This window comes from Salibacterium salarium (assembly GCF_030813635.1).
GTDB classification, from domain to species: domain Bacteria; phylum Bacillota; class Bacilli; order Bacillales; family Marinococcaceae; genus Salibacterium; species Salibacterium salarium.
In genome coordinates this window covers 681,604-706,842 of sequence record NZ_JAUSUM010000002.1, presented here as the reverse complement: position 1 = coordinate 706,842, position 25,239 = coordinate 681,604, and the positions used below count along the sequence as shown (strand labels likewise).

Sequence of the window (25,239 nt, the reverse complement as noted above, 5' to 3'; positions counted from 1 at the left end):
ACATGCATTTAAAAGCAGGCCTTCTTCTATCTTGAAGAAGGCTTTCGTATTAAAAAAAACGTTATAAAGGTGTGAAAAATATGAGCAATAACTATCACATAGAAACAAACTTAGTGCAAATTGGGAACAATCAAGATGATAAAACAGGAGCAGTTAATCCACCAGTCTATTTTTCAACAGCATACCGTCATCACGGAATCGGTGAGTCAACGGGATATGATTACTCGAGAACTGGTAATCCAACAAGAGATATTCTCGAGAATTCAATTGCCGAACTAGAAGGCGGAACGCAGGGTTTTGCGTTTAGTTCAGGAATGGCTGCGATACAGACTCTGTTTGCCATTTTTGATAAAGATGATGAAATAGTAGCTTCTCAAGATTTATATGGAGGAACATACAGATTATTTGAGGAAGGCTGGAGAAACTGGGGCGTTTCCATCCAATACGGAGACCCAAGGAATCTAGAAGATTTCAAATTACTAATAAATAAAAAGACACGTGCTTTGTTTATTGAAACACCGACAAATCCATTAATGCAGGAAGCAGACATACATGCTTTATCTACGATAGCGAAGGAAAATAATATATTGCTTATTGTAGATAACACGTTTTATACGCCACTTTTGCAGCAACCTATCAAAATGGGGGCGGACGTTGTAGTTCATAGTGCTTCTAAATATTTAGGCGGACATAATGATGTCATTGCCGGACTGTTAGTTGCAAACGATGACGAGGTTTGTAAACGTCTTGGTGATTTTCAAAATGGAATGGGAACTATTCTATCACCCATGGATTCTTGGCTGTTAATGCGTGGAATGAAAACCTTATCGCTTCGCATGGAAAAACATACCCAGAATGCCAGGGAAATAGCTCAATATTTAGAAAATCATGATAAGATCTTAGACGTTTTATATCCAGGAAAAGGCGGTATGCTGTCGTTTCGCCTACAAAAAGAAGAATGGGTGAATACACTTCTTAAGGAATTGAGAGTCATCACTTTTGCTGAAAGCTTAGGTGGAGTAGAAAGTTTCATGACATATCCCGCAACTCAAACGCATGCTGATATGCCAGAAGAAGTTAGAATAGCAAATGGTGTATGTAACAGACTTCTCCGTTTTTCCGTTGGTATTGAAAATGCGGAAGATTTAATAGCTGATTTGGATCAAGCCCTTTCTATACTTTAAACAGATACATGATACGGAGGAAGGATGAATTCACATTGAATATAATAAGTGAAGTGAAGCGTAGAATATTGATTGGTGACGGGGCAATGGGGACGTATTTATACGAAAAAGGATATACTGGTTCGTTTGAAGCGATGAATGTCCGAGAGCCCAAAGTTATTGAAAAAATTCATCAAGAATATGTGGAAGCTGGAGCAGATGTTATTCAGTCTAATACATATGCTGCCAATAGGGTAAAGTTGGAAAAATATCAATTGGAAGACGAGGTTGCTAAAATCAACCAAGAGGGTGTTAAGCTTGCTAAAAAAGCCGCAACAAACGATACATTTGTTGTGGGAACGATTGGGGGAATCAAAGGAGTTCAACAAAACGATAAAACCAAAGAGCAAATTCAAGCTGCTTTCAAAGAACAAGCGGAGGCCCTTTTGTCTGAGAATCCGGATGGTCTATTATTAGAAACATTTTATGATTTATCGGAACTTCTTGATGCGATTAAAATTGTACGAGACATAACAACGATGCCTGTTATTGCTCAAGCAGCGTTAGGCGAAGTGGGTGTCATGCACGGAGGTATTTCTGTAAAAGAAGCGTTTGAGCAATTAAAAGAAGTAGGGGCCGATATCGTTGGATTGAATTGTCGGATGGGACCTTATCATATTCTACGATCACTTGAACCAGTACCGTTAATGGATGATGTCTATTTTTCAGCTTATCCGAATGCAAGTTTGCCAGATTTAGATGATGGTCGTTTTGTCTATCAATCTAATCCTAATTACTTTTACGAAAGAGCGTTAGATTTTAAAAAACAGGGAGTTCGCTTAATTGGCGGGTGTTGCGGCACAACACCTGAACATATATCAGAAGTTGCCAAAGCAGTTAAAAATAGTGCACCTATTGAAACGAAAGAAATTGAATATATAGCGCAGGTTGAAACTCCAACCTCCTCTTCTGATTCATCATTTTCTTATCAACTTGATGATGTAAGCGACGAAAAACCATCTGTCATTGTGGAATTAGATCCGCCAAAGAAGCTAGCCACAGAGAAATTTGTGGAAGGGGCACAAGCGTTGTATAACGCAGGAGCTGATGCTGTAACGATGGCTGATAATTCACTAGCAACGCCTCGTATAGATAATCTTGCAATGGGTGCTATTATTAAAAATCAAACAAATGCGCGTCCGCTTTTACATATTGCCTGCCGAGACAAAAATTTAATTGGGCTGCAATCTCATTTATTAGGGCTACATGCCCTTGGTATCCAAGATGTGTTAGCAGTGACTGGTGATCCTACTAAAGTGGGCGATTTTCCTGGTGCTACATCAGTATATGACATGAACTCGCTTAAATTGATGTCGTTAATGAAAGAGATGAATGAAGGACGTTCTTTTTCAGGAAAATCACTTGGAGAAAAAACGTCTTTTACTGTAGCGGCTGCATTTAACCCGAATGTTAGAAACCTTCATAAAGCAGTACAGCGGTTGGAAAAGAAAATAGAAGCAGGTGCAGACTATTTCATGACTCAGCCTATCTACGGAGAAAACCAATTTGAAGAGATATATGAAGCGACCAAACATTTATCTGCACCGATTTATGTTGGAATTATGCCATTAATTAGCAGTAGAAATGCTGAATTCTTACATAATGAGGTCCCGGGTATCACGTTAACAGACGATATAAGAGAACGCATGGCTCAATGCGGAGAAGATAAAGATAAAGCAAAAAAAGAAGGAATTTCTATTTCTAAAGATTTGATTGACAAAGCTTTGCAATATTTTAACGGGTTATATTTTATTACTCCATTTTTACGCTATGATATTACGGCCGAATTAACTTCATATGTTCGACAAAAAAATTATAGCGGCAGTGCAGTGGGCAGATATACGAAGGAGTGGGGAATTTGAATACAACAACCGATTTTAAAGAAAGACTTAAACAATCCATACTATTTTTAGATGGAGCAATGGGAACAATGCTCCAAAATGCAAATTTAGATGCGGAGGATTTTGGTGGAGAGCATTACGATGGCTGTAATGAATACTTGAACGTAACAGCGCCCCACGTTATTGATCGGATTTATAGAGAATATTTACAAGCGGGTGCTGATATTATTGAAACGAATACATTTGGTGCTACAAGTATTGTATTGGCCGATTACGACTTACAGGAAAGAGCAAGAGAGTTGAACATCGAAGCTGCCAAAATAGCCAAAAAAGCAGCAAATGAATACTCAAGCACTGATCAGCCACGGTTTGTGGCAGGAGCAATGGGGCCGACCACGAAATCATTGTCTGTCACAGGTGGAGCTACATTTGATGAACTTGTAGATGCTTACCAAGAACAGGCAATCGGATTAATAGAAGGCGGCTCTGACATTTTCCTATTAGAGACCAGTCAGGATATGAGAAATGTTAAGGCTGCTTATCTGGGTATCAAGAAAGCAGAAACAGATCAGAACACAGAGTTACCGTTAATGATTTCGGGAACGATTGAACCAATGGGAACAACGCTTGCAGGGCAGTCAATTGAGTCGTTTTATATTTCGCTAGAACATATGAAACCAACTGTAGTTGGTCTTAATTGTGCAACAGGACCAGAGTTTATGAGAGATCATCTACGGTCTTTATCTGAGCTAGCTACAACACACGTTCACTGTTATCCGAATGCGGGTCTTCCAGATGAAGAAGGTCATTATCATGAATCAGCAGAATCACTGGCTTCCAAGTTGAAAACTTTTGCTGAAAAAGGGTGGTTGAACGTCGTAGGTGGCTGTTGTGGAACAACACCAGAACACATTAAAGTATTAAGAGAAACAATAAAAGATTATGAACCGAGGGTTCCAGCAGAAGCACATTCTCATAGTGTTTCGGGTATTGAACCACTTATTTATGAGGAAGATATGAGACCTCTTTTTGTAGGGGAGAGGACCAATGTTATCGGTTCTCGCAAATTTAAACGACTCATCAATGAGGAAAAGTTTGAAGAAGCGTCCGAAATAGCAAGAGCTCAAGTGAAAAAAGGGGCACACGTCATTGATGTTTGTCTTGCTGATCCAGATCGAGATGAATTGAAAGATATGGAAGCTTTCTTAAGTTATGTAGTGAATAAAGTAAAAGTTCCATTAATGATTGACTCAACCGATTCTGAAGTTATAAAAAAAGCATTAACATATTCTCAAGGAAAAGCTATTATCAATTCCATTAATTTAGAAGATGGAGAAGAACGATTTGCAGATATTATTCCAATTATTCAACAATTTGGCGCTGCCGTTGTAGTTGGCACGATTGATGAGGATGGAATGGCTGTAACAGCAGAGAGAAAATTTGAAATTGCCAAACGGTCTCATGACTTACTCGTTGATAAGTATGGGATGAATCCAAAAGATATTATTTTTGATCCGCTTGTTTTTCCAGTCGGGACAGGGGATGAACAATATATAGGTTCAGCCAAAGCCACAGTTGAAGGAATTAAATTGATTAAAGAACAACTTCCAGATTGTTTGACAATTCTTGGGGTAAGCAATGTTTCTTTTGGTTTGCCTCCCGTTGGACGAGAGGTACTAAACGCAGCATACATGTATTATTGTACGAACGCAGGATTGGATTATGCCATTGTAAATACAGAGAAACTAGAACGATTTGCGAGCATACCAGATGCTGAAAAAGAGCTTGCCAGAAAACTGCTATTTGAAACGTCTGATGCTACATTAGCAGAATTCACTGCACATTACCGTGGAAAAAAAGCCGAAAAGAAAAAAGTAGAAAAAAACCTTTCGCTTCAAGACAGGCTCGCAGAATATGTAGTAGAAGGTACGAAGGAAGGCTTATTCATAGATTTAGATAAAGCACTTGCGACGTATAACACGCCATTGGATATTATTAATGGCCCATTAATGGTTGGGATGGATAAAGTTGGTAAATTATTCAACGACAACGAGCTAATTGTAGCAGAAGTATTACAAAGCGCTGAAGTAATGAAAGCAGCTGTCGCTCATTTAGAACCTCATATGGAAGCGAAAGAAGAGGATGATTCTGGCAAAGGGAAGATATTATTAGCTACAGTTAAGGGCGATGTACATGATATTGGCAAGAATTTAGTCGATATTATTTTATCAAATAACGGTTTTAAAATCGTTAACTTAGGTATAAAAGTTACATCTAATGAATTGATTGAAGCGATTAATCAAGAAAAACCAGATGTTGTCGGTTTGAGCGGTTTATTGGTCAAGTCTGCTCAGCAAATGGTACTCACCGCTCAAGATTTGAAAAATCAGCAAATATCCATACCAGTTCTCGTCGGCGGGGCCGCACTCACAAGAAAATTCACAGATGAAAAGATTAGTGCTGAGTATGAAGGTATGGTTTTATATGCAAAAGACGCTATGAATGGATTAGACATTGCTAATAAATTAGCAGTACCGGATGAAAAGTCAAAGTTAGAACAAGATATCATTGAAAAGCGGAAAAAGCGTTCAGAGCAGACTGGAAATAAAAAAGTTGTTCAACCTGTGGAGGAAATCCCGAACCGTTCCAATGTTTCGTTGGAAGTACCTGTTCAGTCACCTCCAGATTTAAAAGAACATGTATTGAAAAATTTCAGCCCAAAACACTTGGAACCTTATATTAATTTACAAATGCTGATGGGTAAGCATCTAGGCTTACAAGGTAAAGTCAGCCGTTTATTGTCTGAAGAAAATGAAAAGGCTATGGCCTTGAAAACAAAGGTAGATGAATTGATTGAACGAATTAAAACGGAAGATTTATTGAAAGCACACGGTATGTACAAGTTTTATCCGGCGCAGTCTAAAGGAAATTCTATTTTTATCTATGACAATGAGGTAGAACAAAACGTATTGGAAACTTTCTCATTTCCACGTCAACCGCGTTCCCCTTACTTATGTTTGGCGGATTTTGTTCGTCCGGTTGAAAGTGGGGAAATCGATTATATAGGTTTTTTAACAGTTACTACTGGAGAAGGTGTACGTGAATTGTCAGCAACTGCAAAAGAGAACGGTGATTATTTATTTAGTCATTTAGTACAGGCAACGGCTTTAGAATTAGCGGAAGGTTTTGCAGAAAGACTTCACCAAATGATGAGAGATCAATGGGGAATTCCGGATTCACCCGACCTTAGCATGGAAGAAAGATTTTCTGCCAAGTATCAGGGAATTCGGGTTTCATTTGGTTATCCGGCCTGTCCCGATTTAAATGATCAAGCAAAACTGTTTCGCCTTCTTCAACCCGAGAAAATAGGTGTTCAACTGACGGATGAATATATGATGGAGCCTGAGGCTTCGGTATCAGCGATGGTATTCGCGCATCCTGAAGCTAGATATTTCAGCGTTTTATAATCTGAAAAAGCTCCTCTCGATGATAAGTCGGGAGGAGCTTTTTACATGTCTTTCTATAGTTACATTAAAATCACTCAAAATTTGTGGACTATGAATAAAAAAGGGCAGTTGGAAGAAAATAATCGTAACCTCAAGATTTAGTGGGTTATGTAAGTATAAGGAGGTATAGACAGCAATGTTACATCAGAAGCGCCGGAACTGTTTAATTGTCTTTTCGTTCATTCTACTCATCACAACTTTTGCTTATCCCTATAAATCGGCAGATGCCTTTTCTGAGCAATTGATTCAAAAGGGAGCAACGGGTGATGACGTGGTTGAACTACAAGCAAGATTGCAACATAACGGATTTTATGACGGAACAATTGATGGGGTATACGGATGGACCACTTTTTGGGCAGTTAAAAATTTTCAAGAAGAGTTTGGACTCGAAACGGATGGCCTAGTTGGAGATGACATGAAGAATATGCTTCAAAAATCAACCGAATACGATGAGGCGTTCGTTAAAGAAGCTTTAGAAAATGGGCGCGAGTTCACTCATTATGGTGGTACGCCTAAAGATGTACAGAAAGGCGAAAAAGGAAGTGCGGGAAATGAAACTCCCGATCAACAACCTCAACCCGAAAACAAAAAAGAAAGCGGAGGGCAGCCTAACAATCAACAAAGAAACGGCAATAATAGAGGAAATGGAAAAGGAAAACAACAAGGCGGAGGTCAAAACGGTGAGAATTCTACACCTGAAAGTGACCAACAATCAGACACTGCAGAGCAGGCTGATGAAAATCAGTCTAACGATGCAAACATTCAAAAAGCAATGAATGTTCCCAATGGCTATTCAGAAAATGAAGTACAAATTATGTCGAATGCTGTTTATGGAGAAGCAAGGGGAGAGCCTTATGTAGGCCAGGTAGCGGTAGCTGCAGTAATAATAAATCGGGTTGAAAGTGCGGAATTTCCAAATACAGCCTCAGGTGTCATTTTTGAACCGCGAGCTTTTACGGCTGTAGCTGACGGTCAAATTTACATGACACCTAATGAACAGGCAAGAAAAGCAGTGTTGGATGCTATGAATGGGCAAGATCCTTCGGAAGGGGCTCTTTATTATTACAATCCTGATACTGCAACATCTGATTGGGTTTTTGGACGAGAAACAATCAAAAAAATCGGGAAACACAGGTTTAGTGAATAATGGAGGTGAACGAATAAATGATTCGTAATGTGATAATAGGATTACTTGCTGTGGCCCTAATTGGTACGGGCATTTGGGGAAGTAACCAGGCAAGTGAAAAGGAGTCACTGCTTGTTAATAATGAAAATAACTATCAACGAGCTTTTCACGATTTAACGTTTCATATCGATCAAATTCAAGACGAAGTCGGATCAACCTTAGCGATGAATTCAAAAGAACAACTTTCGAGTTCACTTGCTGACGTATGGCGAATTAGTTCTATGGCTCAAAGTGAATTGGGGCAGCTTCCGCTCGGAATGATGGCTTTACATGAGACCGAAGCGTTACTCAATAAAATTGGTGATTTTAGTTACGAAACGACGATTCGAGATTTAGGAAATGAACCTCTGTCAGATGAAGAGTATAATCAACTTCAAACGTATTACGATCAATCCGGGGAAATCAAACAAGAATTGAGAAAATTGCAAGCTTCCTCGATAAAAGATCAATTAAAGTGGACAGAAGCAGAAGAAGCCATGTCGTCTGAAGGAGAACCGATGGATAATTCAATCGTGAATGGATTCCAGAATATAGATGATAAGGCTAAAGGTTATTCTGAAGCAGATATTGGTACAAAAACAGGGTTTTCGGCCGATTTAGATGAAGAATTAGCAGAACAAATTAAACAAAAAGAACGAATTACTAAAGAAGAGGCAGCAGAAAAAGCAAAACAGTTTCTTGATATTCCTGAGTCTATGCAGGTTGATGTCGAAGAGTTAGGGAAATCGTTAGAATTTGAAGGGTATGCTTTAACGATAGAAGAGCCAGAAGGGGAGGATGTCATCTACTTGGATATGACAAAAAGAGGAGGATATCCACTATGGCTTTTGCAATCTAGACCGATTGATGACCAAGAAATAAGTCTAAATAAGGCTTCGAAAAAGGGACTCCAATTTTTAGAAGATAATGGATTTGAAAACATGGAAATGATAGACGGTAAACAATATGATACGGTTGGGAATTTTCAATTTGCACCTGTATTAGATGGCGTAAGAATATATCCGGAGAGTGTTTATGTTGAGACAGCTTTAGATGATGGAGAAGTAGTTGGATATAAAGGTGTTGAATATGTAGCAAATCACAAGGAAAGAGAGAATATGGAACCGGTCTTAAGCAAAAAAGAGGCTCAAGAAAAAATTAATCCGAATGTGGAAGTTATGGAATCTCATTTAGCTGTCATTGAGAATCAAAATGAAGAAGAAGTGCTCTGTTATGAGTTTTTTGGTACAATAAATGACGATACGTATCGAATATATATAAATGCTGAAGATGGGCAAGAGGAAATTGTAGAAAAAATGAAGCATGCAGAACCAGTATATGATACGATGTAATAGAAAAATGAAGGAAAAAAGGGGCTGTCCCAAAACGGGTTATCCAGTTGATATACACTCCGCTTTCTGCGGGCAATGCTTTAGCTTTCTTGTGAGCAAAAGTCGCTAACTGAGGGAGACGTAGCTATTGCTGTTTCCGCAGGGATTTACCTGTATTTCAACTGAATCGCTTAATAAAATAGAGCTATCCCGACTTATGGGACAGCTCCTTCTTTTTCCATTTAGAAGCTGATTTACTTTCAAATGTATTGTTGGTTTCTATTAGGGGGAATGACATTGTTAAATATAGGCGACACCATATACTTAGAATTAATGACTAAAGAGAACATAACAGAAAATCAAAGGTCAGCTGATTCTCTGAAAAAATATCGTTGTAAACTAATAGATAAAAAAGAGGATTCTTTTATTGTAGATCCTCCTGTAAATGAATCTACGAGACAAACAAGTTTCCTAATGGATGGGGAACAGATGAATGGATGGTTTATTGGAACGGATAATGCTGTTTACTCTTTTAAAACAGAAATATTGGGAAGATCAAAAGATAAAATTAGATCACTAATACTAAGTGACCCGGGACTTGATCAATATACAAGAATCCAAAGACGAAATTATGTTCGAATCGACACGTCTATTGACGTTGCTGTTGATTCTATAGACAGAGATTTTCCTGCCTTTGTAACTTCTTCCGTTGATATCAGTGGAGGAGGAATGGCTTTATCGCTTCCTACAAATTACGGTCTCAAAGAAGCAGATGTGATTAAAACATGGATTGTGTTGCCCGGTGAAGAAGATGCCATTAATTACGCAAAGGCATCCTGTAAAGTCATCCGAATAACCCATGGAGAATCAGGTACAAATGATCGTTGTTCGTTAAAATTTGAAAAAATAAATGAAGCTGATCGGCAAAAAATTATCAAATATTGTTTCGAGCAACAATTACAAGTTGGGCTTAATAGTCACAGTCGGAATCGTTAGAGTTGTTCAAACGATTATGGTATGATAACCTATAATCGATAATAATTATAGAGAATCAACCGTTCTCATCACACCATTACATATTGTAACAATGAGGTGCACTATGAATAAGATTAATATAGCTATTGACGGACCAGCTGGAGCGGGGAAAAGCACGGTGGCAAAAGCCGTTGCCTCTCTATTACAATATGTTTATATTGATACTGGTGCCATGTATCGTGCTCTAGCATGGGTCGCTTTAAAAAACAACATGGATACCCAGGATGATTGGAGTCTATCTGCATTGCTTCAAAATACAAATATTGTTTTAGAACCTTCTTCTATAGGAAATAGGGTATTTGTTAACCAAGAAGAAGTAACCGATGCGATTCGTTCAAACGAGGTAACTGCGGCGGTCTCTGACGTCTCGGCTCATGCTGGAGTGAGAGAGCAAATGGTAAAGAAACAACAACTGCTTGCTGAAGGGAAAGGGGCCGTTTTAGACGGTAGAGATATTGGAACTACGGTACTACCTGATGCGGAGTTGAAAGTTTACTTAATAGCTTCTGTTGAACAGAGGGCAAAACGACGTCATGATGAACACGTTGATAAAGGAAGAAGCTCCGATTTAGAAACGATTAGGCGTGATATTCAATCTCGGGATGAAAAAGATGCCAGTCGAGAAATATCTCCGTTAATTAAAGCGGAAGATGCAATAGAGATTGATACTACCAAACTATCCGCTGAAGAGGTCGCAAGTCGTGTTATTAATTTAGCCGAAGAAAGGATTCGTATTTTATGAACCTTTATCCTGTAGGCAAAACGTTGTGCAAGTTGTTTTTTTCTCTCTTCACACGAGTCACCGTCATCGGAAAGGATAATATACCGGCTGACGGTCCTGTTTTACTTTGTTCCAATCATATTAGCAATTTGGATCCACCATTAGTCGGAACATTTATGAAGCGTAAAATACGCTTTATGGCAAAACAAGAACTTTTTAGTAAAAAAATTGTAGGGCCGTTATTATCGTCATTGGGGGCATTTCCGGTAAAAAGAGGAGTTGGAGATCGCCAATCATTGCGTAAAGGATTGCATTTACTTGAAGAAGGAGAAGTTTTATGTCTCTTTCCAGAGGGTACAAGGAGCAAGACGGGAGAAATTGGCGAGGGGTTATCGGGTTCAGGATTTTTTGCAATCCGATCCAAAGCGGCAGTTGTTCCGGTCGTCATTTTTGGTCCGTATAAGCCATTTGGCAAGATTACTATCGCTTATGGTGAACCCATGAACTTCCAGGAACTTCGGGATGAAAAAGTGAATGCAGCAGAGGCTACCAAAAAAATAATGGGTGGAATCCAAGCATTAAAAGAAAAACATATAGAAGAAATAAAAAATTAAGATTAGCATGTAAATTCTTTTAGCATAAGAATTTATGATATTAAATGATTTGAAGTTCTCTAAGGATAGCGAAGGAGGCAGTTGTCATGGTAGATGAAATGAACAATGAGCTAGCAGGTATGAGAGATTTAAATGTAGGAGAACTCGTAACAGCGAAGATTACAAAAGTAGAAGAAAAACAGGCATATGCAGATGCTGGATATAAAGTAGATGCCGTTATACCGATAAGCGAGTTGTCAAGCCTGCATGTAGAAAAAGTGAGCGACATTCTAGTTGAAGGTGATGAGTTAGAATGTAAAGTTACAAAAGTAGAAGATGATGAACTTGTTTTATCCCGTCGTGCTGCACTTGCTGACAAAGCATGGGGAGAATTACAAGACAAATTTAATGCTGAAGAAATTATTGAAGCAGAAGTAGCAGAAGTAGTCAAAGGTGGACTTGTTGTGGACTTAGGAGTGCGAGGATTTATTCCTGCTTCCCTTGTTGAACGTCACTTTGTTGAAGACTTCAGTGAGTACAAAGGTCGTACTCTGCGGTTGAAAATCGCAGAAATTGATCCTGATGATAATAAACTTATTTTGTCTCAAAGAGCTGTTTTAGATGAAGAAGTAGAATCCCAAAAGAAAGATTTATTAGACAAGCTTCAAGTAGGTGATGTTGTCAAAGGAACAGTACAAAGGTTAACCGATTTCGGTGCTTTTGTTGATATTGGAGGCGTTGACGGTCTCGTTCATATTTCTCAAATGGCTCATCATCGCGTAGAATCCCCCGGTGAGATTGTCAATGAAGGAGATCAAATTGACGTTAAAATTCTTGCGGTTGATTCCGAGAGCGAAAGGGTTTCTCTTTCAATAAAAGAAACGCTTCCTGGTCCATGGACTACGATTGAAGGACAAATGGAACCGGGAGATATTATCGAGGGAACAGTTAAACGTTTAGTTTCGTTTGGAGCATTTGTCGAAGTAGCTCCGGGTGTTGAAGGACTTGTTCACATTTCACAAATAGCTAACCGACATATCGGTACACCAGACGAAGTTCTTGAAGAAGGTCAATCGGTTAATGCGAAAGTGTTGGATATCAACCCAGCAGAACAACGTATTTCTTTAAGTATTCGTGAGCTTGAAAGGGAAGACACTCCTGATGAGAAAGTTTTAAACGAATATGAAGCACCAGAAGAAGATCATTCTGGTTTTTCCCTAGGAGATATGATTGGAGATAAACTAAAAAAGTATAAAGAATAAGGAGTTTGGTGAAGTGTCACGAGCTGAACGAAAAAAAGATCACATTAACTATGCACTAGCGAGCGGAGTTCAACAAACGAACAGCTTTGATGATGTTCATTTCGTTCATAACAGCTTGCCGGAAACTTCTGTCTCTAATGTTGATTTATCTGTAAAAATCGGCGAACTTTCTTTAAGTTCGCCGATTATTATTAATGCGATGACAGGAGGCGGCGGTAATGAAACGGAAGTTATCAATAGCCGTTTAGCAGCTGCTGCAAATAACACAGGAATTGCTATGGCTGTGGGTTCTCAAATGGCTGCACTTAAAGATTCCAACGAACAAAATACATATGAGACGGTGAGGAAACACCATAAAGATGGAGTGATTTTTGCTAACCTTGGAAGTGAATTAACAATTAGTCAAGCAAAGCAAGCTGTAGAAATGCTTCAAGCTGATGCCTTGCAAATTCATCTTAATGTGATTCAAGAGCTAGTTATGCCAGAAGGGGATCGAGACTTTACAGGAGCTTTAGACCGTATTCGTGCAGTTACTGAAGCTATAGACGTACCAGTAATTGTTAAAGAAGTTGGATTTGGTCTGTCAGGCGAGGTAGTCAGAAAATTAAAAGATTCTGGTATTACGACCATTGATACAGGAGGGAATGGTGGAACTAATTTTGCTTCGATTGAAAACGAGCGAAGAACAGCACCATTTCAATTCTTCAATGAATGGGGCATATCTACTGTCACTTCTATAGTAGAATCCGTGGACGAAGACACTTCTTTGTCGATTATTGGTTCTGGTGGAATCAGAAATGGAGCAGATGTAGCTAAAGCGATAGCGCTTGGAGCTGATGCAGGCGGTATGGCAGGAAATATATTAGCAGCAGTACAACAAGGTGGACAAGCAGGAGCAGAACAATTTATCGAAAGGTGCCTTCGTGAATTAAGTATGATAATGGCTGCAGTTGGTGCAGAGAACATTACGGACTTGAAAAGAGCTCCGTTAGTTATAACAGGTAGTTCAAGAGAATGGTTGAAAGAAAGAGGAGTCGATACGAAAAAATACAGCCAGCGCGCATAATCTGAACAAAAATTGGTTTATCAAAAAGGATAAACCAATTTTTGTTTAAAAAATGGTTTGATTGATAAGACTATGAATAAAAAAAGGAAAAAAATGAGTGGGATTATTTATTTAACGTTATTGTGGTATTTGTGGCTGTTTCAGACTTTTTTAGCATCAAAAGATAAGTTTCGGTTGTTAACAACGATTTTTATATTGTGGTTGATTATAACTTTTCCATTGGAGTGGTCGACTGAAACTGTTATTATCAGACCATCTTTTCTTATTCTGTGTTTAGCTGGTTTTATGCTTCTTGCCACTTGTAAGGGACGAAAAAAATGGCGAACATTTATCATTGCGGCAGCATTTGCATTTTTATTTGCTTCCATGAGAATGACTGAGTGGTATGAACCAATCCTATTTTTGTTTGGGCACTATTTTACTTATGCGTTCAGCTTTTCATTTTTACTTTTTATTTTTAGTAAACACTTTAAAGAAAGATTGTCCATTGTGACAATAGCTTCATCTGCCGGAGAAATATTGTATCAAATTCATTTATATCCGTTAACTTCTACAGTTTATTTGGGGCAGGATTTTATCTTACAATATATCATTCTAATGATTTCATTCATTTATGGATGGAATATGTTAAGTGTTCTTTTGCTACATCTGCAGCGGTTGATATCTCCTCGTAATATAAACTTGCCTCAATGACGATTCATCTGCTAAAATAAGAAAGTTGTTTTATTGGTATGATAGTAAAAATTACCTTACAGATTTACTTTTTAAATATAACCTAAAAATACTTTGATTATAGAATGAATGTGTTTTTTAAGCAGAAAGGATAGAACATATATGCCAAACCCCGTCGTTGCAATAGTAGGCCGACCAAACGTTGGAAAATCGACGATATTTAATCGCATTATAGGAGAACGTATGGCGATTGTAGAAGATATTCCAGGAGTGACGCGTGACCGAATATACAGCAAAGCCGAATGGACTAACAAAGAGTTTCATGTTATAGACACAGGCGGCATAGATTTAGGAGACGAGCCTTTATTTTCGCAAATGAAACAACAAGCAGAATTGGCTATTAATGAAGCTGATGTTATTATATTTTTAGCCAATGGAAGAGATGGCATAACAGGTGCAGACGAAGAAGTTTCTGCCATTCTTCACCGATCAAACAAACCGGTTGTTCTCGCTGTCAACAAAATAGATAATCATGAAATGGAACAATTAATTTACGAATTTTATGCGTTGGGGATAGAAGATGTATATCCTGTTTCAGGGTCCCACGGACTTGGAATAGGAGATATGCTTGATGCTGTTATTCATCATTTTCCAGAAAAAGATGAAGTAGAATATGACGAAGATACTATTCGTATGTCGGTGATTGGTAGACCCAATGTCGGCAAATCATCCATTGTTAATGCAGTGCTTGGAGAAGAGAGAGTGATTGTAAGCGATATCCCAGGAACGACGAGAGATGCAGTCGATACCGTTTTTGAAAGAGATAACCAGGAATATGCATTAATTGATACAGCAGGGATGAGAAAACGAGGTAAAGTATACGAAAATACGGAAAAATACAGTGTTTTACGAGCTTTGCGAGCGATGGAACGTTCAGATGTTGTTTTAATGGTTCTTGACATTGAAGAAGGTATTAGAGAACAAGACAAAAAAATAGCCGGATATGCAGATGATGCCGGAAGGGCTATTATCATCATCGTCAATAAATGGGATGCAGTGGATAAGGACGATAAAACGATGTCTGAATTTGAAGAGAAGGTTAGAGATGGATTTCAATTTTTGTCATACGCGCCAATTTTGTTTTTATCTGCAAAAACACAAAAGCGTATGCAACATTTGCTTCCTATGGTCAAACAGGCAGCGGATAATCATAAACTACGAGTGCCGACTAACGTGTTAAATGATGTTATTTTGGATGCGGTAATTATGAATCCAACACCGACTGAAGCAAACAGACGTTTAAGAATTAATTACGCAACACAAGTTGCTGTAGGACCTCCAACGATTGTTTTGTTTGTGAACGATCCGGAGTTATTACATTTTTCATATAGGAGATATTTAGAAAATAGACTGCGGGAAGCCTTTCAATTTGAAGCGACTCCGTTAAAAGTATTAGCGAGAAAGAAAAACGACTGAATTCGTTTCAATGAATGATGTAACCGCAAGAGAGAAAAGGAGAATCCTTGTGGAACTTATCATTTCTATTATTATTGCTTATTTACTAGGTTCTATCAGCTTTAGCTACGTTATTGCTAGGAAAGTAAAAAAAATTGATATTCGAAAACATGGAAGTGGCAATGCGGGTGCTACCAATATATTAAGAGTTTTGGGGAAAGGGCCGGCAATTTTAGTGCTCTCTCTTGATGTATTAAAAGGTGTGGCAGCGGTATGGATAGCAAAATGGCTGGAGTTAACAGAAGTATTGCCCACATTCACCACATTAGGTGAAATAGAAGGGCTGGCATCTGCAATGGCGGGAGCTGCAGCTATTTTAGGGCATAATTGGCCGATTTATTATGGTTTTAAAGGTGGTAAAGGAGTCGCTACAACAATTGGAGTGGTAGCCAGTCTTGTTTTCTTTCCATCCATTTATGTTGGTATAGTTGCTATTTTGGCGATTGTTTTAACAAGATATGTTTCCCTCGGCTCTCTCATTTTTGCGGTGGGAACTCCCATACTAATAGGATTCACAAAATCACACTATGGGCACCCAGACCCTTATTTTTATTTAACAGCTGTTTTTGGATTGCTGACCATTTGGAAGCATCGAACAAATGTAGAACGATTGTTGAAAGGGACCGAAAACAAGATCGGCAAAAAGATTTCATAATTCATAAAGGTGGTTCGTTATGAGTGAAAAAATCGCTGTTATTGGTGCGGGAAGTTGGGGAACAGCCCTAGCCGGAGTGCTAGCTGATAATAATCACGATGTTAGATTGTGGACGAGAAGAGAAGAACAAGCAACAGAGATAAATCAGAATAGAACGAATCATAAGTACTTACCAGGATTTGAACTTCCTGCAGCTATACAAGCATCGGCTGATCTAGAGTATTGCATAAATGGTGCAGATTACATTTTATTAGTTGTTCCAACCAAAGCTGTTAGGGAAATGATTCATCAAATACGTACATTTGTACATAAAAATACTGTATTAATTCACGCTTCTAAAGGAATTGAACCTGGTACGTCCAAACGTATTTCTGAAATGATGGAAGAAGAATTGTTAGAAACAAAAGCTAAAGCTACGGTCGTATTGTCTGGTCCAAGCCATGCTGAAGAAGTTTGTGAAAGACAACCTACTACTGTTACAGTGTCTTCACATATCATGGAAGCCGCTGAAGATGTACAGGAACTTTTTATGAACAACCAATTTCGAGTATATACAAATCAAGATTTAATTGGCGTGGAACTAGGTGGAGCTTTAAAAAATATTATAGCCTTAGGTATCGGAATGACCGATGGGTTGGGTTATGGCGATAATGCGAAGGCCGCGTTAATGACTAGAGGGTTGGCTGAAATTGCACGCCTTGGTGTTAAGCTGGGTGCAAATCCACTTACTTTTACGGGCTTATCGGGGTTGGGTGATTTAATAGTTACATGTATTAGCCAACATAGTCGTAACTGGAGAGCTGGTTATAAGTTAGGAAGCGGTAATGATTTACAAACAGTACTTGAAGAAATGGGAATGGTTGTAGAAGGTGTGCGGACGACCAAAGCTGTTTATGAATTGGCTAATGATATCGATGTCGATATGCCAATTACAACGGCTTTATATGATGTCTTGTTTGAAAATAAAAAACCAGAGGTTGCGGTACAACAACTTATGGGTAGAGTGAGAAAGCATGAGGTGGAAAACATGTCTCTCCTTCTAGGAACTGACTTTGAATAACGGGATGGTTAGGCGAGGCACTTCTTTCAAAATCACGCATATAGTAACGTGACAAGTGATTAAGGGAGGAAGCCGCATGAGACATCAGCAACATTCAATTTTTGATCAGATTGAGAAAAATACGAATGTGAAACAGGATGATTTGCTTAAATTAGTACAATCATTAAATGGTGCAGATTTTAAAGACGAAAACACGGTGCGAAAGGTTATAGGTGATGTAGCCAAGCTGGCTGGCAAGAATGTATCACGCAAACAGGAAGATGACTTAGTAAAAGCAATTATGAACAATAACGTCCCGCTTGATTTGGCTTCATTAAGTAAATGGTTCCAATCAAAATAATTGCATATTTCTTTATGCTTCAAAGGCATATGCTCATTCCAATAGTCACTTTTATGAATACAGTAAACAGAATAGACCAAAGGCTGTATCTAAAAACGGAAAGAATATAGCCAAAGCCAGCCGGATTCGCCCCGATTCCGGCTGGCTTTCTTATTCTTAAGTTGGGTAAGTGTAAACGTGTACTGACGCTGCGAGTTTTCTGTTAACTTTTGACAATGAAGGTGATGCACGTTGCGGCAGCATCCTCTACGTGAGCTGAATCAAAGGGTGATTGAATCAAGTGGGAAAAGCATGAAGCGCCCCCTTTCGAAGAGCTTAAAGGAGACTAAGATCAATCTTGCGGAAAGCGTCCGCCTGCAGCTCAGATCATTCAGTTACCATATAGGATTAAAAAAGGATGGAGCCTAGGCGAACTTCTTTAGTGTTTTTTAGACAATTTTCATCTGTAAATCCTTATTTAATGACCTGCCGCATGGGATATAGTTATGTTATAATGTGGTCTGAATAAAGGAGGCAAAAATAGATGACAGCCTTACAAAATATGTGGTTTGCTTTTTTTGGGATTTTTTTAATGTTTGTATCAGTTGGGTCCACTATGTTGTCCCAAAAATTATCAGGGTTTTGGAGGATTGTAGTCCTTACCTTTTCCTTCATGTGTCTTATCGTAGCAGGGCTGATTGTTTTAATTATTGTAGTTAGAGGACCAATTGCAGACTAACAATATATCAAGCATGACGTGATTATAAAAATTACTCTATACGTTAAGGAGGGACAAATGAGTGAGCGGATCAAAAAAGATAATTACTATGATATCCATAAGTTTTGCTCTCCTTTTATCAGGTTGCATGTTTCCGCAGGGAGAAAGAGCTGAAAACCAAGTGCCATATGATAGTCAACTTTCATCGGTGCAGCAAGCATTGGATCAATTTCGTGAAGATAACAATGTTCTTCCAATTAAAACAACGGAACAAGAGACTCCTACATATCAAAAGTATACTATAGATTTTGGCAAATTAATTCCAAGGTATATGCAGGAGCCTCCAGGTAATTCATTTGAAAATGGTGGAAGCTATCAATATGTCATCATTGATCCGGAAGACAAAGCAGAAGTTAAAGTTATTGATTTAAGTGTGATGAGAAACATCCAAGAATTACAAAGAGCAATTAATATGTACATAGGTGAAAATGATTATGCTCCAATTAAAGAGTCTGTAGGACCTGGATTATTTGAAATTGATTTTGACCGGCTCGATTATAATGGAGATACGGTAGTCGAAAGCCCTTATCACGATGACACGTCCCTTCCGTTGTTAATGAATGAACGTGGAGAAGTGAGAATAGACTATGCTATAGATATAAATATTGCTCTTCAAGACTTCGATCATGACTTTGAAGAAGGCGACGATATTCGTGCTGTCTTAACTAGAAATTATCCTATTGTCCCTGCGTTTTCTGTACCGTATACGTTAGATGAAAAGAAAGAACCAACGTTTAAACAAGAGGAATAACTTACAATCTTGAAAAAGTTTTAATTCACACAAACACAAAATAGGTCATATCTTCCTGAGACAATCATAAATATATATTGTCATACATGTAAGACCGGTATCGGAATTATATTGAACAGGAGGGGATCTAGTGGAAAAAGTTGATATCTTTAAAGATATCGCAGAACGGACTGGAGGAGATATTTATTTAGGAGTAGTCGGGGCCGTCCGTACCGGTAAATCCACTTTTATTAAAAAATTCATGGAACTCGTAGTGCTTCCGAATATGGGAAGTGAAGCAGATAAAGCGAGGGCTAAAGATGAATTACCACAAAGTGCAGCCGGTAGAACGATTATGACAACGGAACCGAAATTCGTACCAAATACTGCTGTATCACTAGAAGTTGATGAAGGGCTGGATGTGAATGTCCGGCTCGTTGATTGTGTTGGTTATGCTGTAGATGGTGCAAAAGGGTATGAGGACGAAAACGGACCACGAATGATTAATACACCGTGGTATGAAGAGCCTATCCCTTTTCAGGAAGCGGCTGAAATCGGAACGAGGAAAGTCATTCAAGAACATTCCACACTCGGCGTTGTCATCACTTCAGATGGAACAATAGGAGATATCCCAAGGGTTGATTATTTAGAAGCAGAAGAACGTGTGATAGAAGAATTAAATGAAGTTGGAAAACCCTATATTATGATTATTAATTCGGTACGCCCTCATCACCCGGAAACGGAGTCGCTTCGACAGGAACTTTCGGAAACACATGATATTCCGGTGTTAGCCCTAAGTGTTGAAAGCATGACTGAGCACGACATACACAATGTGCTAAGAGAAGTATTGTTTGAATTTCCTGTTCATGAAGTTAATGTAAATTTACCAAGTTGGGTTATGGTTTTAAGAGATAACCATTGGTTACGTCAAGATTATGAACAATCGGTTCGCAATACAGTAAAGGATATAAAACGTCTTCGTGACGTTGATAGAGTGGTACATCAATTTTCAACGGAATTTGAATTTATTGAAGAAGCTGGACTTGCGGGCATTGAGATGGGCCAAGGAATAGCTGAAATCGATTTGTTTGCGCCAGACCATTTATATGACCGAATACTAAAAGAGGTTGTCGGTGAAGAAATACGAGGCAAAGATCACCTGCTCCATCTGATGCAGGATTTTGCTCATGCCAAAAGCGAATATGATCAAGTAAGTGAAGCATTGAAAATGGTAAAACAAACGGGATATGGTATTGCTGCACCAGCTTTAACTGACATGAGCTTGGATGAGCCGGAAATTATAAAGCAAGGATCACGGTTCGGTGTCAGACTTAAAGCGGTTGCACCGTCCATTCATATGATTAAAGTGGACGTGGAATCAGAGTTTGCACCAATTATTGGGACAGAAAAACAGAGTGAAGAGTTGGTACGTTATTTAATGCAGGATTTTGAAGAAAATCCTTTATCGATATGGAATTCGGATATTTTCGGAAGATCGTTAAATTCGATTGTTAGAGAAGGGATTCAAGCCAAATTATCCCTCATGCCTGAAAATGCGAGGTATAAGCTAAAAGAAACGTTAGAAAGAATTATTAACGAAGGTTCCGGAGGGTTAATTGCTATTATCCTCTAAATTTTATAAAAAGAAGCAGCTTTAGTATAAAGAAGCTGTTTCTTTTTATGTTTAAGTTAAGTTTACATAATATAATATGTGTAAACTAATATCGAGATAAAAGCACTGATTCTTTGCTTTATATATACCCTTATGCTAAAATTTTTCAAAGGTCACATTACTGTCGATAGGGGGAAATTAAAGTGTCTACCGTTAATCATGATAAAATACAAGAAGCAGTCAAACTAATTCTAGAGGCAGTCGGAGAAGATCCAGACAGAAATGGATTAATTGATACACCTAAACGAGTAGCAAAAATGTATGAAGAAGTCTTCCAAGGACTTCATGAAGATGAGTCAGAACATTTAAAAACCGTTTTTGGCGAAAACCATGAAGAATTGGTACTAGTTCGAGATATACCGTTTTATTCTATGTGTGAACACCATCTTGTTCCCTTTTACGGAAAGGCGCATGTCGGCTACATACCAAAAGGTGGACAAGTAACTGGTTTGAGCAAATTAGCAAGAACTGTTGAAACAGTAGCAAAAAGACCACAGTTGCAAGAAAGAATTACATCAACAGTAGCTGATACGATAATAGACACATTAGATCCACACGGTGTAATAGTCGTAGTGGAAGCAGAACATATGTGTATGACAATGAGAGGGATTCAAAAACCCGGAACCGAAACCGTAACCTCTGCAGTTCGAGGATCATTTGAAAAGGATGAGGCTTCAAGAGCCGAGGTGCTATCATTAATTAATCGCAAATAAAAAGGAGGAGTACGCAAAAATGTCTGATAAAGATGATTTTTTTGTGATAAAGGCAGAAGAAGATGGTGTCAATGTTATCGGTTTGACAAGGGGAACAGATACACGTTTTCATCATTCAGAAAAACTGGACACGGGAGAAGTGATGATTGCGCAATTTACTGAACATACTTCCGCGGTGAAAGTAAGGGGAAAAGCGCTCATTCAAACTAGTCATGGAGAAGTAAAAACCGAAGAGTAATAATGGCACCTGGCGCCTCGTTATGTCAACCTACGGGGTACAGGGCTATTTGTTTCTATGCTATAATAGGCTGAACGCAATTTTTAATTAATATAAAGGTCATACATATAGAAAGATAGGGGGAGAGGCATGGTGAACTTGCAGCAATCACTTCATGAAGTGCACATTATTGAAAATGAGTTTCGAAAAGTTACGACTCACCCTTATCTATTGCAGTACATTGATGATGTTGATGTGGAAGAAGATATTATTTATTTTCTTTTGGAAATAATGCAGTATTCAACCCTTTTGCCATCAGATAAAAGAGAACAAATTCTATCAGCTTTATTAGTACAAGCAGCTTTTGAAACGCATGATAAAGTACAGTCTCATAATGAAAATGAACCAGAACGAAAAAAAACGAGACAATTAACTGTTTTAGCCGGCGATTTTTTCAGTAGTTTATATCACGCCATGCTCGTAAAAGAAGTACACTCCGGTATCATACCGGTTTTTAGCAATGCCATTCAAATCATTAATGAAGAAAAAATGAGTTTACATTTTAATGACATTCGTACGGAAGAGGAACTCATGAATCGTTTGTATGCAGTGGAAGGCAGTTTTTTGAGTGAAATCGCAACCTACTATGGAGAACAAGAACTTGGTTCTCTCGCTGAAGTATTTTTTCTTTTAAAAAAGCTTATTGATGAACAAAAGCCGGCTAATAATAAATATCTCTCAGCCTTTACTTTTGCTGTTCATGCTTATCAAGAAGGAGAAGAGAAAGAGATAGTCCGAGAATGGCCTCCTAGTAACACAAAAAGATGGATGTCAGAAACAATATATCATCTGCAGCAACAACTATACTATAAGCTGCAAACATATTCATTTATTCACAATACGCCATTATACGATAGAATGCAGGAATGGGTTTCGTTTGATAATAAACTTGAGATCAAATAATGGAAGAAGGGATTAGGTGCAAAAGTCTAAGGAAGAACGAGTTCATGATGTTTTTGAAACCATTTATACGAAATACGATCGAATGAATTCTGTTATTAGCTTTCAGCTTCATAAGTCGTGGCGTAAGAAAACGATGCAGTCGATGGATGTTTTTGAAGGAGCAACGGCTTTGGATGTTTGTTGTGGTACTGCAGAATGGACGATTGAATTAGCTAAAGCAGCAGGAAACAGTGGACATGTCGTCGGTCTGGATTTTAGTGACAATATGCTTTCTATCGGAAAAAAAAAGATTCAGAAAGAACGTCTATCTAATGTAGAGTTGATGCCCGGAAACGCAATGGAATTGCCTTATAATGATGAATCATTTGATTTTGTAACGATTGGTTTTGGACTTCGTAATGTATCTGATTATCAAACAGTACTAAATGAAATACACCGTGTATTAAAACCGAATGGACTTGCTGTTTGCCTTGAAACATCTCAACCTGAAAATAAAAAAATTAATAGAATGTATTCCGTTTACTTTACGCATATTATGCCTCTTCTTGGAAAGTATCTTGCTGGAAATTATAAGGAATATTCATGGCTGCAGGAATCGACTATGTCTTTTCCTAATAAAAGTTCACTAGCAGTTATGTTTTTTGAGGCGGGATTTAATCATGTGGATGTAACCCCTTTTACTATGGGCACTGCTGCCGCTCATTTTGCGAGAAAAATGGGTTCTGTCTGAAGAGAGGATATCGTTATATGAAAAAATTAAAAATTATTTTAGAAATGATAAAATTTGAACATACTGTTTTCGCACTTCCCTTTGCTTTTCTTGGAGCGGCTCTGGGTAATCTGATGGTAGAAAATGTGTGGCCATCGTTTATGGAGTGGATCTGGATTACGTTGGCGATGGTGGGGGCGAGAAGCGCAGCTATGACCTTAAACCGTTTGATAGATGCTGAAATTGATAAAAAAAATCCACGGACGGCACAAAGAGCCATTCCGGCGGGACTTATATCTGTCGGTCAAAGCATTCTATTTATAACTGCTTCTTTTCTGTTATTATTCTTATCTGCTTTCCAATTAAATATGTTGTCCGTTTATTTACTACCAATAGCTGTTTTATTTTTAACTGTTTATTCTTATACGAAAAGATTTACTTGGTTATGCCATGTATTTCTAGGTTTTACAATAGCTATCGCCCCGCTTGGCGGATGGGTTGGAGCGACTGGCACTCTACAAGGAGAGGCCTTTTTATTGTTTATAGCCGTAGCCTTTTGGATTGCCGGTTTTGATGTCATTTATGCAACACAAGATCAGGAACACGATCAAAAAGAGGGAATTTATTCAATTCCAGCTCGTTTTGGTATAACGAAAGCACTGTATATTTCTCGTTCTTTTCATACTATTAGTTTATTCGCTTTATTAACTCTTCATTTTGTTTCGCCGCTATCTGTCTTTTATTTAGCCGGAGTTATCATTGCCGGTTTAATTATGACGTATGAGCACTCTATGGTAAAACCACATGACCTTTCAAAAGTGGGCGTTGCTTTCTTCCCTATGAACGGTATCATTAGTATAGTAATGCTTATATTTACGATTGGAGATATGCTTCTATGACTAAAGCAACAAAGACATTTACTGTAGCTATAACTGGAGCAAGTGGTGCGATATATGGGGTTCGTTTAACGGAAGAACTGCTTTTACAAAAGCATCATGTTCACTTATTAATCAGTGAAGCCGGCTGGCAAGTATTCAGAGAAGAGTTAGAGTTGGATACGTCGGATAGACAGGAATGTCTTTATCAATTGTTTTCCTCCACCGATTTATTAGACTCGCATGATCTTTATGATTTTAAAGCCCCGATAGCAAGCGGATCGTATCGAACAGACGGTATGGTTATTATTCCATGTTCGATGGGAACATTATCTAAAATTGCACATGCTTCATCTGGAAGTCTTCTGGAAAGAGCGGCCGATGTTAATTTAAAAGAACGGCGCCCTCTTCTTCTAGTGCCACGTGAAACTCCTTTAAACGGTATTCATTTGGATAACTTAGTAAAAGCAGAAAAAAATGGAGCTCATATTATTCCAGCCATGCCTGGATTTTATCATCTACCTGAAACGAAAGACGATCTTATAAATTTTGTTGTAGGTAAGGTACTAGATTCCCTGCACGTTGATCATTCGTTGTTTACAAGATGGGGGAGTTAAA

General features: G+C 38.3%; 24 protein-coding genes. All 24 read left to right on the top strand.

From position 1 onward, the window contains the following. The first annotated feature begins 80 nt into the window (after positions 1 to 80). Positions 81 to 1,184: a methionine biosynthesis PLP-dependent protein gene (locus J2S78_RS09300; protein ID WP_306898030.1), complete on the top strand. Its 1,104-nt coding sequence runs from the start codon at positions 81 to 83 to the stop codon at positions 1,182 to 1,184. Positions 1,185 to 1,219: 35 nt separating this feature from the next. Beyond that, positions 1,220 to 3,085, top strand: a complete 1,866-nt coding sequence (locus J2S78_RS09295; RefSeq protein ID WP_306898029.1) for a bifunctional homocysteine S-methyltransferase/methylenetetrahydrofolate reductase — start codon at positions 1,220 to 1,222, stop codon at positions 3,083 to 3,085. A 59-nt stretch (positions 3,086 to 3,144) separates the two neighbouring features. Continuing rightward, positions 3,145 to 6,531, top strand: coding sequence for a methionine synthase (metH, locus tag J2S78_RS09290; protein ID WP_370871562.1), 3,387 nt, complete (start codon positions 3,145 to 3,147; stop codon positions 6,529 to 6,531). A gap of 175 nt (positions 6,532 to 6,706) precedes the next feature. Continuing rightward, complete coding sequence (sleB, locus tag J2S78_RS09285) at positions 6,707 to 7,717, top strand: spore cortex-lytic enzyme (RefSeq protein ID WP_306898027.1); 1,011 nt, start codon at positions 6,707 to 6,709, stop codon at positions 7,715 to 7,717. Positions 7,718 to 7,734: 17 nt separating this feature from the next. Further along, a complete protein-coding gene (gene ypeB / locus J2S78_RS09280; protein WP_306898026.1) occupies positions 7,735 to 9,087 on the top strand; it encodes a germination protein YpeB in 1,353 nt (450 codons plus the stop codon). A 276-nt stretch (positions 9,088 to 9,363) separates the two neighbouring features. After that, on the top strand, positions 9,364 to 10,062 hold the full coding sequence (locus J2S78_RS09275) for a flagellar brake protein (RefSeq protein ID WP_306898025.1): 699 nt from the start codon (positions 9,364 to 9,366) through the stop codon (positions 10,060 to 10,062). A gap of 103 nt (positions 10,063 to 10,165) precedes the next feature. Then, positions 10,166 to 10,843, top strand: coding sequence for a (d)CMP kinase (gene cmk / locus J2S78_RS09270; protein WP_306898024.1), 678 nt, complete (start codon positions 10,166 to 10,168; stop codon positions 10,841 to 10,843). Continuing rightward, a complete protein-coding gene (locus tag J2S78_RS09265) occupies positions 10,840 to 11,436 on the top strand; it encodes a lysophospholipid acyltransferase family protein (RefSeq protein ID WP_306898022.1) in 597 nt (198 codons plus the stop codon). The genes cmk and J2S78_RS09265 overlap by 4 nt, the downstream gene beginning before the upstream one ends. Positions 11,437 to 11,522: 86 nt before the next feature. Further along, positions 11,523 to 12,677 carry a 30S ribosomal protein S1 gene (gene rpsA, locus J2S78_RS09260; protein WP_306898020.1) on the top strand — a complete coding sequence of 385 codons (1,155 nt, stop codon included), beginning with the start codon at positions 11,523 to 11,525 and terminating at the stop codon, positions 12,675 to 12,677. A gap of 13 nt (positions 12,678 to 12,690) precedes the next feature. Beyond that, a complete protein-coding gene (fni, locus tag J2S78_RS09255; RefSeq protein WP_306898019.1) occupies positions 12,691 to 13,743 on the top strand; it encodes a type 2 isopentenyl-diphosphate Delta-isomerase in 1,053 nt (350 codons plus the stop codon). 93 nt (positions 13,744 to 13,836) lie between these two features. After that, positions 13,837 to 14,436 carry a YphA family membrane protein gene (locus tag J2S78_RS09250; protein ID WP_306898018.1) on the top strand — a complete coding sequence of 200 codons (600 nt, stop codon included), beginning with the start codon at positions 13,837 to 13,839 and terminating at the stop codon, positions 14,434 to 14,436. A 141-nt stretch (positions 14,437 to 14,577) separates the two neighbouring features. Next, positions 14,578 to 15,891, top strand: coding sequence for a ribosome biogenesis GTPase Der (gene der / locus J2S78_RS09245; protein WP_306898017.1), 1,314 nt, complete (start codon positions 14,578 to 14,580; stop codon positions 15,889 to 15,891). Positions 15,892 to 15,901: 10 nt separating this feature from the next. Continuing rightward, entirely contained in the window at positions 15,902 to 16,585 is a 684-nt protein-coding gene (gene plsY, locus J2S78_RS09240) for a glycerol-3-phosphate 1-O-acyltransferase PlsY (protein WP_370871549.1), read from the top strand. A gap of 19 nt (positions 16,586 to 16,604) precedes the next feature. Then, a complete protein-coding gene (locus tag J2S78_RS09235) occupies positions 16,605 to 17,645 on the top strand; it encodes an NAD(P)H-dependent glycerol-3-phosphate dehydrogenase (RefSeq protein WP_306898015.1) in 1,041 nt (346 codons plus the stop codon). Positions 17,646 to 17,721: 76 nt separating this feature from the next. After that, on the top strand, positions 17,722 to 17,985 hold the full coding sequence (locus J2S78_RS09230) for a stage VI sporulation protein F (RefSeq protein ID WP_125555505.1): 264 nt from the start codon (positions 17,722 to 17,724) through the stop codon (positions 17,983 to 17,985). A 523-nt stretch (positions 17,986 to 18,508) separates the two neighbouring features. Beyond that, complete coding sequence (locus J2S78_RS09225; RefSeq protein ID WP_306898014.1) at positions 18,509 to 18,703, top strand: DUF2768 domain-containing protein; 195 nt, start codon at positions 18,509 to 18,511, stop codon at positions 18,701 to 18,703. Positions 18,704 to 18,764: 61 nt separating this feature from the next. Then, the gene (locus J2S78_RS09220; protein WP_306898013.1) at positions 18,765 to 19,493 is read left to right on the top strand and encodes a YphF family lipoprotein; all 729 of its coding nucleotides are present in this window, start codon (positions 18,765 to 18,767) and stop codon (positions 19,491 to 19,493) included. 130 nt (positions 19,494 to 19,623) lie between these two features. Next, on the top strand, positions 19,624 to 21,105 hold the full coding sequence (spoIVA, locus tag J2S78_RS09215) for a stage IV sporulation protein A (RefSeq protein ID WP_125555503.1): 1,482 nt from the start codon (positions 19,624 to 19,626) through the stop codon (positions 21,103 to 21,105). A 182-nt stretch (positions 21,106 to 21,287) separates the two neighbouring features. Further along, positions 21,288 to 21,857 (top strand): GTP cyclohydrolase I FolE, encoded by a 570-nt coding sequence (gene folE / locus J2S78_RS09210; RefSeq protein WP_306898011.1) that lies wholly within the window; start codon positions 21,288 to 21,290, stop codon positions 21,855 to 21,857. A gap of 19 nt (positions 21,858 to 21,876) precedes the next feature. Beyond that, positions 21,877 to 22,095 (top strand): trp RNA-binding attenuation protein MtrB, encoded by a 219-nt coding sequence (mtrB, locus tag J2S78_RS09205; RefSeq protein WP_306898009.1) that lies wholly within the window; start codon positions 21,877 to 21,879, stop codon positions 22,093 to 22,095. A gap of 129 nt (positions 22,096 to 22,224) precedes the next feature. Then, complete coding sequence (locus J2S78_RS09200; RefSeq protein ID WP_306898008.1) at positions 22,225 to 23,037, top strand: heptaprenyl diphosphate synthase component 1; 813 nt, start codon at positions 22,225 to 22,227, stop codon at positions 23,035 to 23,037. A 16-nt stretch (positions 23,038 to 23,053) separates the two neighbouring features. Further along, positions 23,054 to 23,767, top strand: coding sequence for a demethylmenaquinone methyltransferase (locus J2S78_RS09195; protein WP_306898006.1), 714 nt, complete (start codon positions 23,054 to 23,056; stop codon positions 23,765 to 23,767). Positions 23,768 to 23,784: 17 nt separating this feature from the next. Further along, positions 23,785 to 24,645, top strand: a complete 861-nt coding sequence (locus J2S78_RS09190) for a UbiA-like polyprenyltransferase (RefSeq protein ID WP_306898003.1) — start codon at positions 23,785 to 23,787, stop codon at positions 24,643 to 24,645. Beyond that, entirely contained in the window at positions 24,642 to 25,238 is a 597-nt protein-coding gene (locus J2S78_RS09185) for a UbiX family flavin prenyltransferase (RefSeq protein WP_306898000.1), read from the top strand. The genes J2S78_RS09190 and J2S78_RS09185 overlap by 4 nt, the downstream gene beginning before the upstream one ends. Position 25,239: the final 1 nt, after the last annotated feature.

Bases quoted from the DNA above. Each gene is read 5' to 3' on its own strand.
- J2S78_RS09300 (WP_306898030.1), top strand. From the start codon at position 81: ATGAGCAATAACTATCACATAGAAACAAACTTAGTGCAAATTGGGAAC.
- metH (WP_370871562.1), top strand. From the start codon at position 3,145: ATGGGAACAATGCTCCAAAATGCAAATTTAGATGCGGAGGATTTTGGT.
- sleB (WP_306898027.1), top strand. From the start codon at position 6,707: ATGTTACATCAGAAGCGCCGGAACTGTTTAATTGTCTTTTCGTTCATT.
- ypeB (WP_306898026.1), top strand. From the start codon at position 7,735: ATGATTCGTAATGTGATAATAGGATTACTTGCTGTGGCCCTAATTGGT.
- cmk (WP_306898024.1), top strand. From the start codon at position 10,166: ATGAATAAGATTAATATAGCTATTGACGGACCAGCTGGAGCGGGGAAA.
- J2S78_RS09265 (WP_306898022.1), top strand. From the start codon at position 10,840: ATGAACCTTTATCCTGTAGGCAAAACGTTGTGCAAGTTGTTTTTTTCT.
- rpsA (WP_306898020.1), top strand. From the start codon at position 11,523: ATGGTAGATGAAATGAACAATGAGCTAGCAGGTATGAGAGATTTAAAT.
- J2S78_RS09250 (WP_306898018.1), top strand. From the start codon at position 13,837: ATGAGTGGGATTATTTATTTAACGTTATTGTGGTATTTGTGGCTGTTT.
- der (WP_306898017.1), top strand. From the start codon at position 14,578: ATGCCAAACCCCGTCGTTGCAATAGTAGGCCGACCAAACGTTGGAAAA.
- plsY (WP_370871549.1), top strand. From the start codon at position 15,902: ATGAATGATGTAACCGCAAGAGAGAAAAGGAGAATCCTTGTGGAACTT.
- J2S78_RS09235 (WP_306898015.1), top strand. From the start codon at position 16,605: ATGAGTGAAAAAATCGCTGTTATTGGTGCGGGAAGTTGGGGAACAGCC.
- J2S78_RS09230 (WP_125555505.1), top strand. From the start codon at position 17,722: ATGAGACATCAGCAACATTCAATTTTTGATCAGATTGAGAAAAATACG.
- J2S78_RS09225 (WP_306898014.1), top strand. From the start codon at position 18,509: ATGACAGCCTTACAAAATATGTGGTTTGCTTTTTTTGGGATTTTTTTA.
- mtrB (WP_306898009.1), top strand. From the start codon at position 21,877: ATGTCTGATAAAGATGATTTTTTTGTGATAAAGGCAGAAGAAGATGGT.
- J2S78_RS09200 (WP_306898008.1), top strand. From the start codon at position 22,225: ATGGTGAACTTGCAGCAATCACTTCATGAAGTGCACATTATTGAAAAT.
- J2S78_RS09190 (WP_306898003.1), top strand. From the start codon at position 23,785: ATGAAAAAATTAAAAATTATTTTAGAAATGATAAAATTTGAACATACT.
- J2S78_RS09185 (WP_306898000.1), top strand. From the start codon at position 24,642: ATGACTAAAGCAACAAAGACATTTACTGTAGCTATAACTGGAGCAAGT.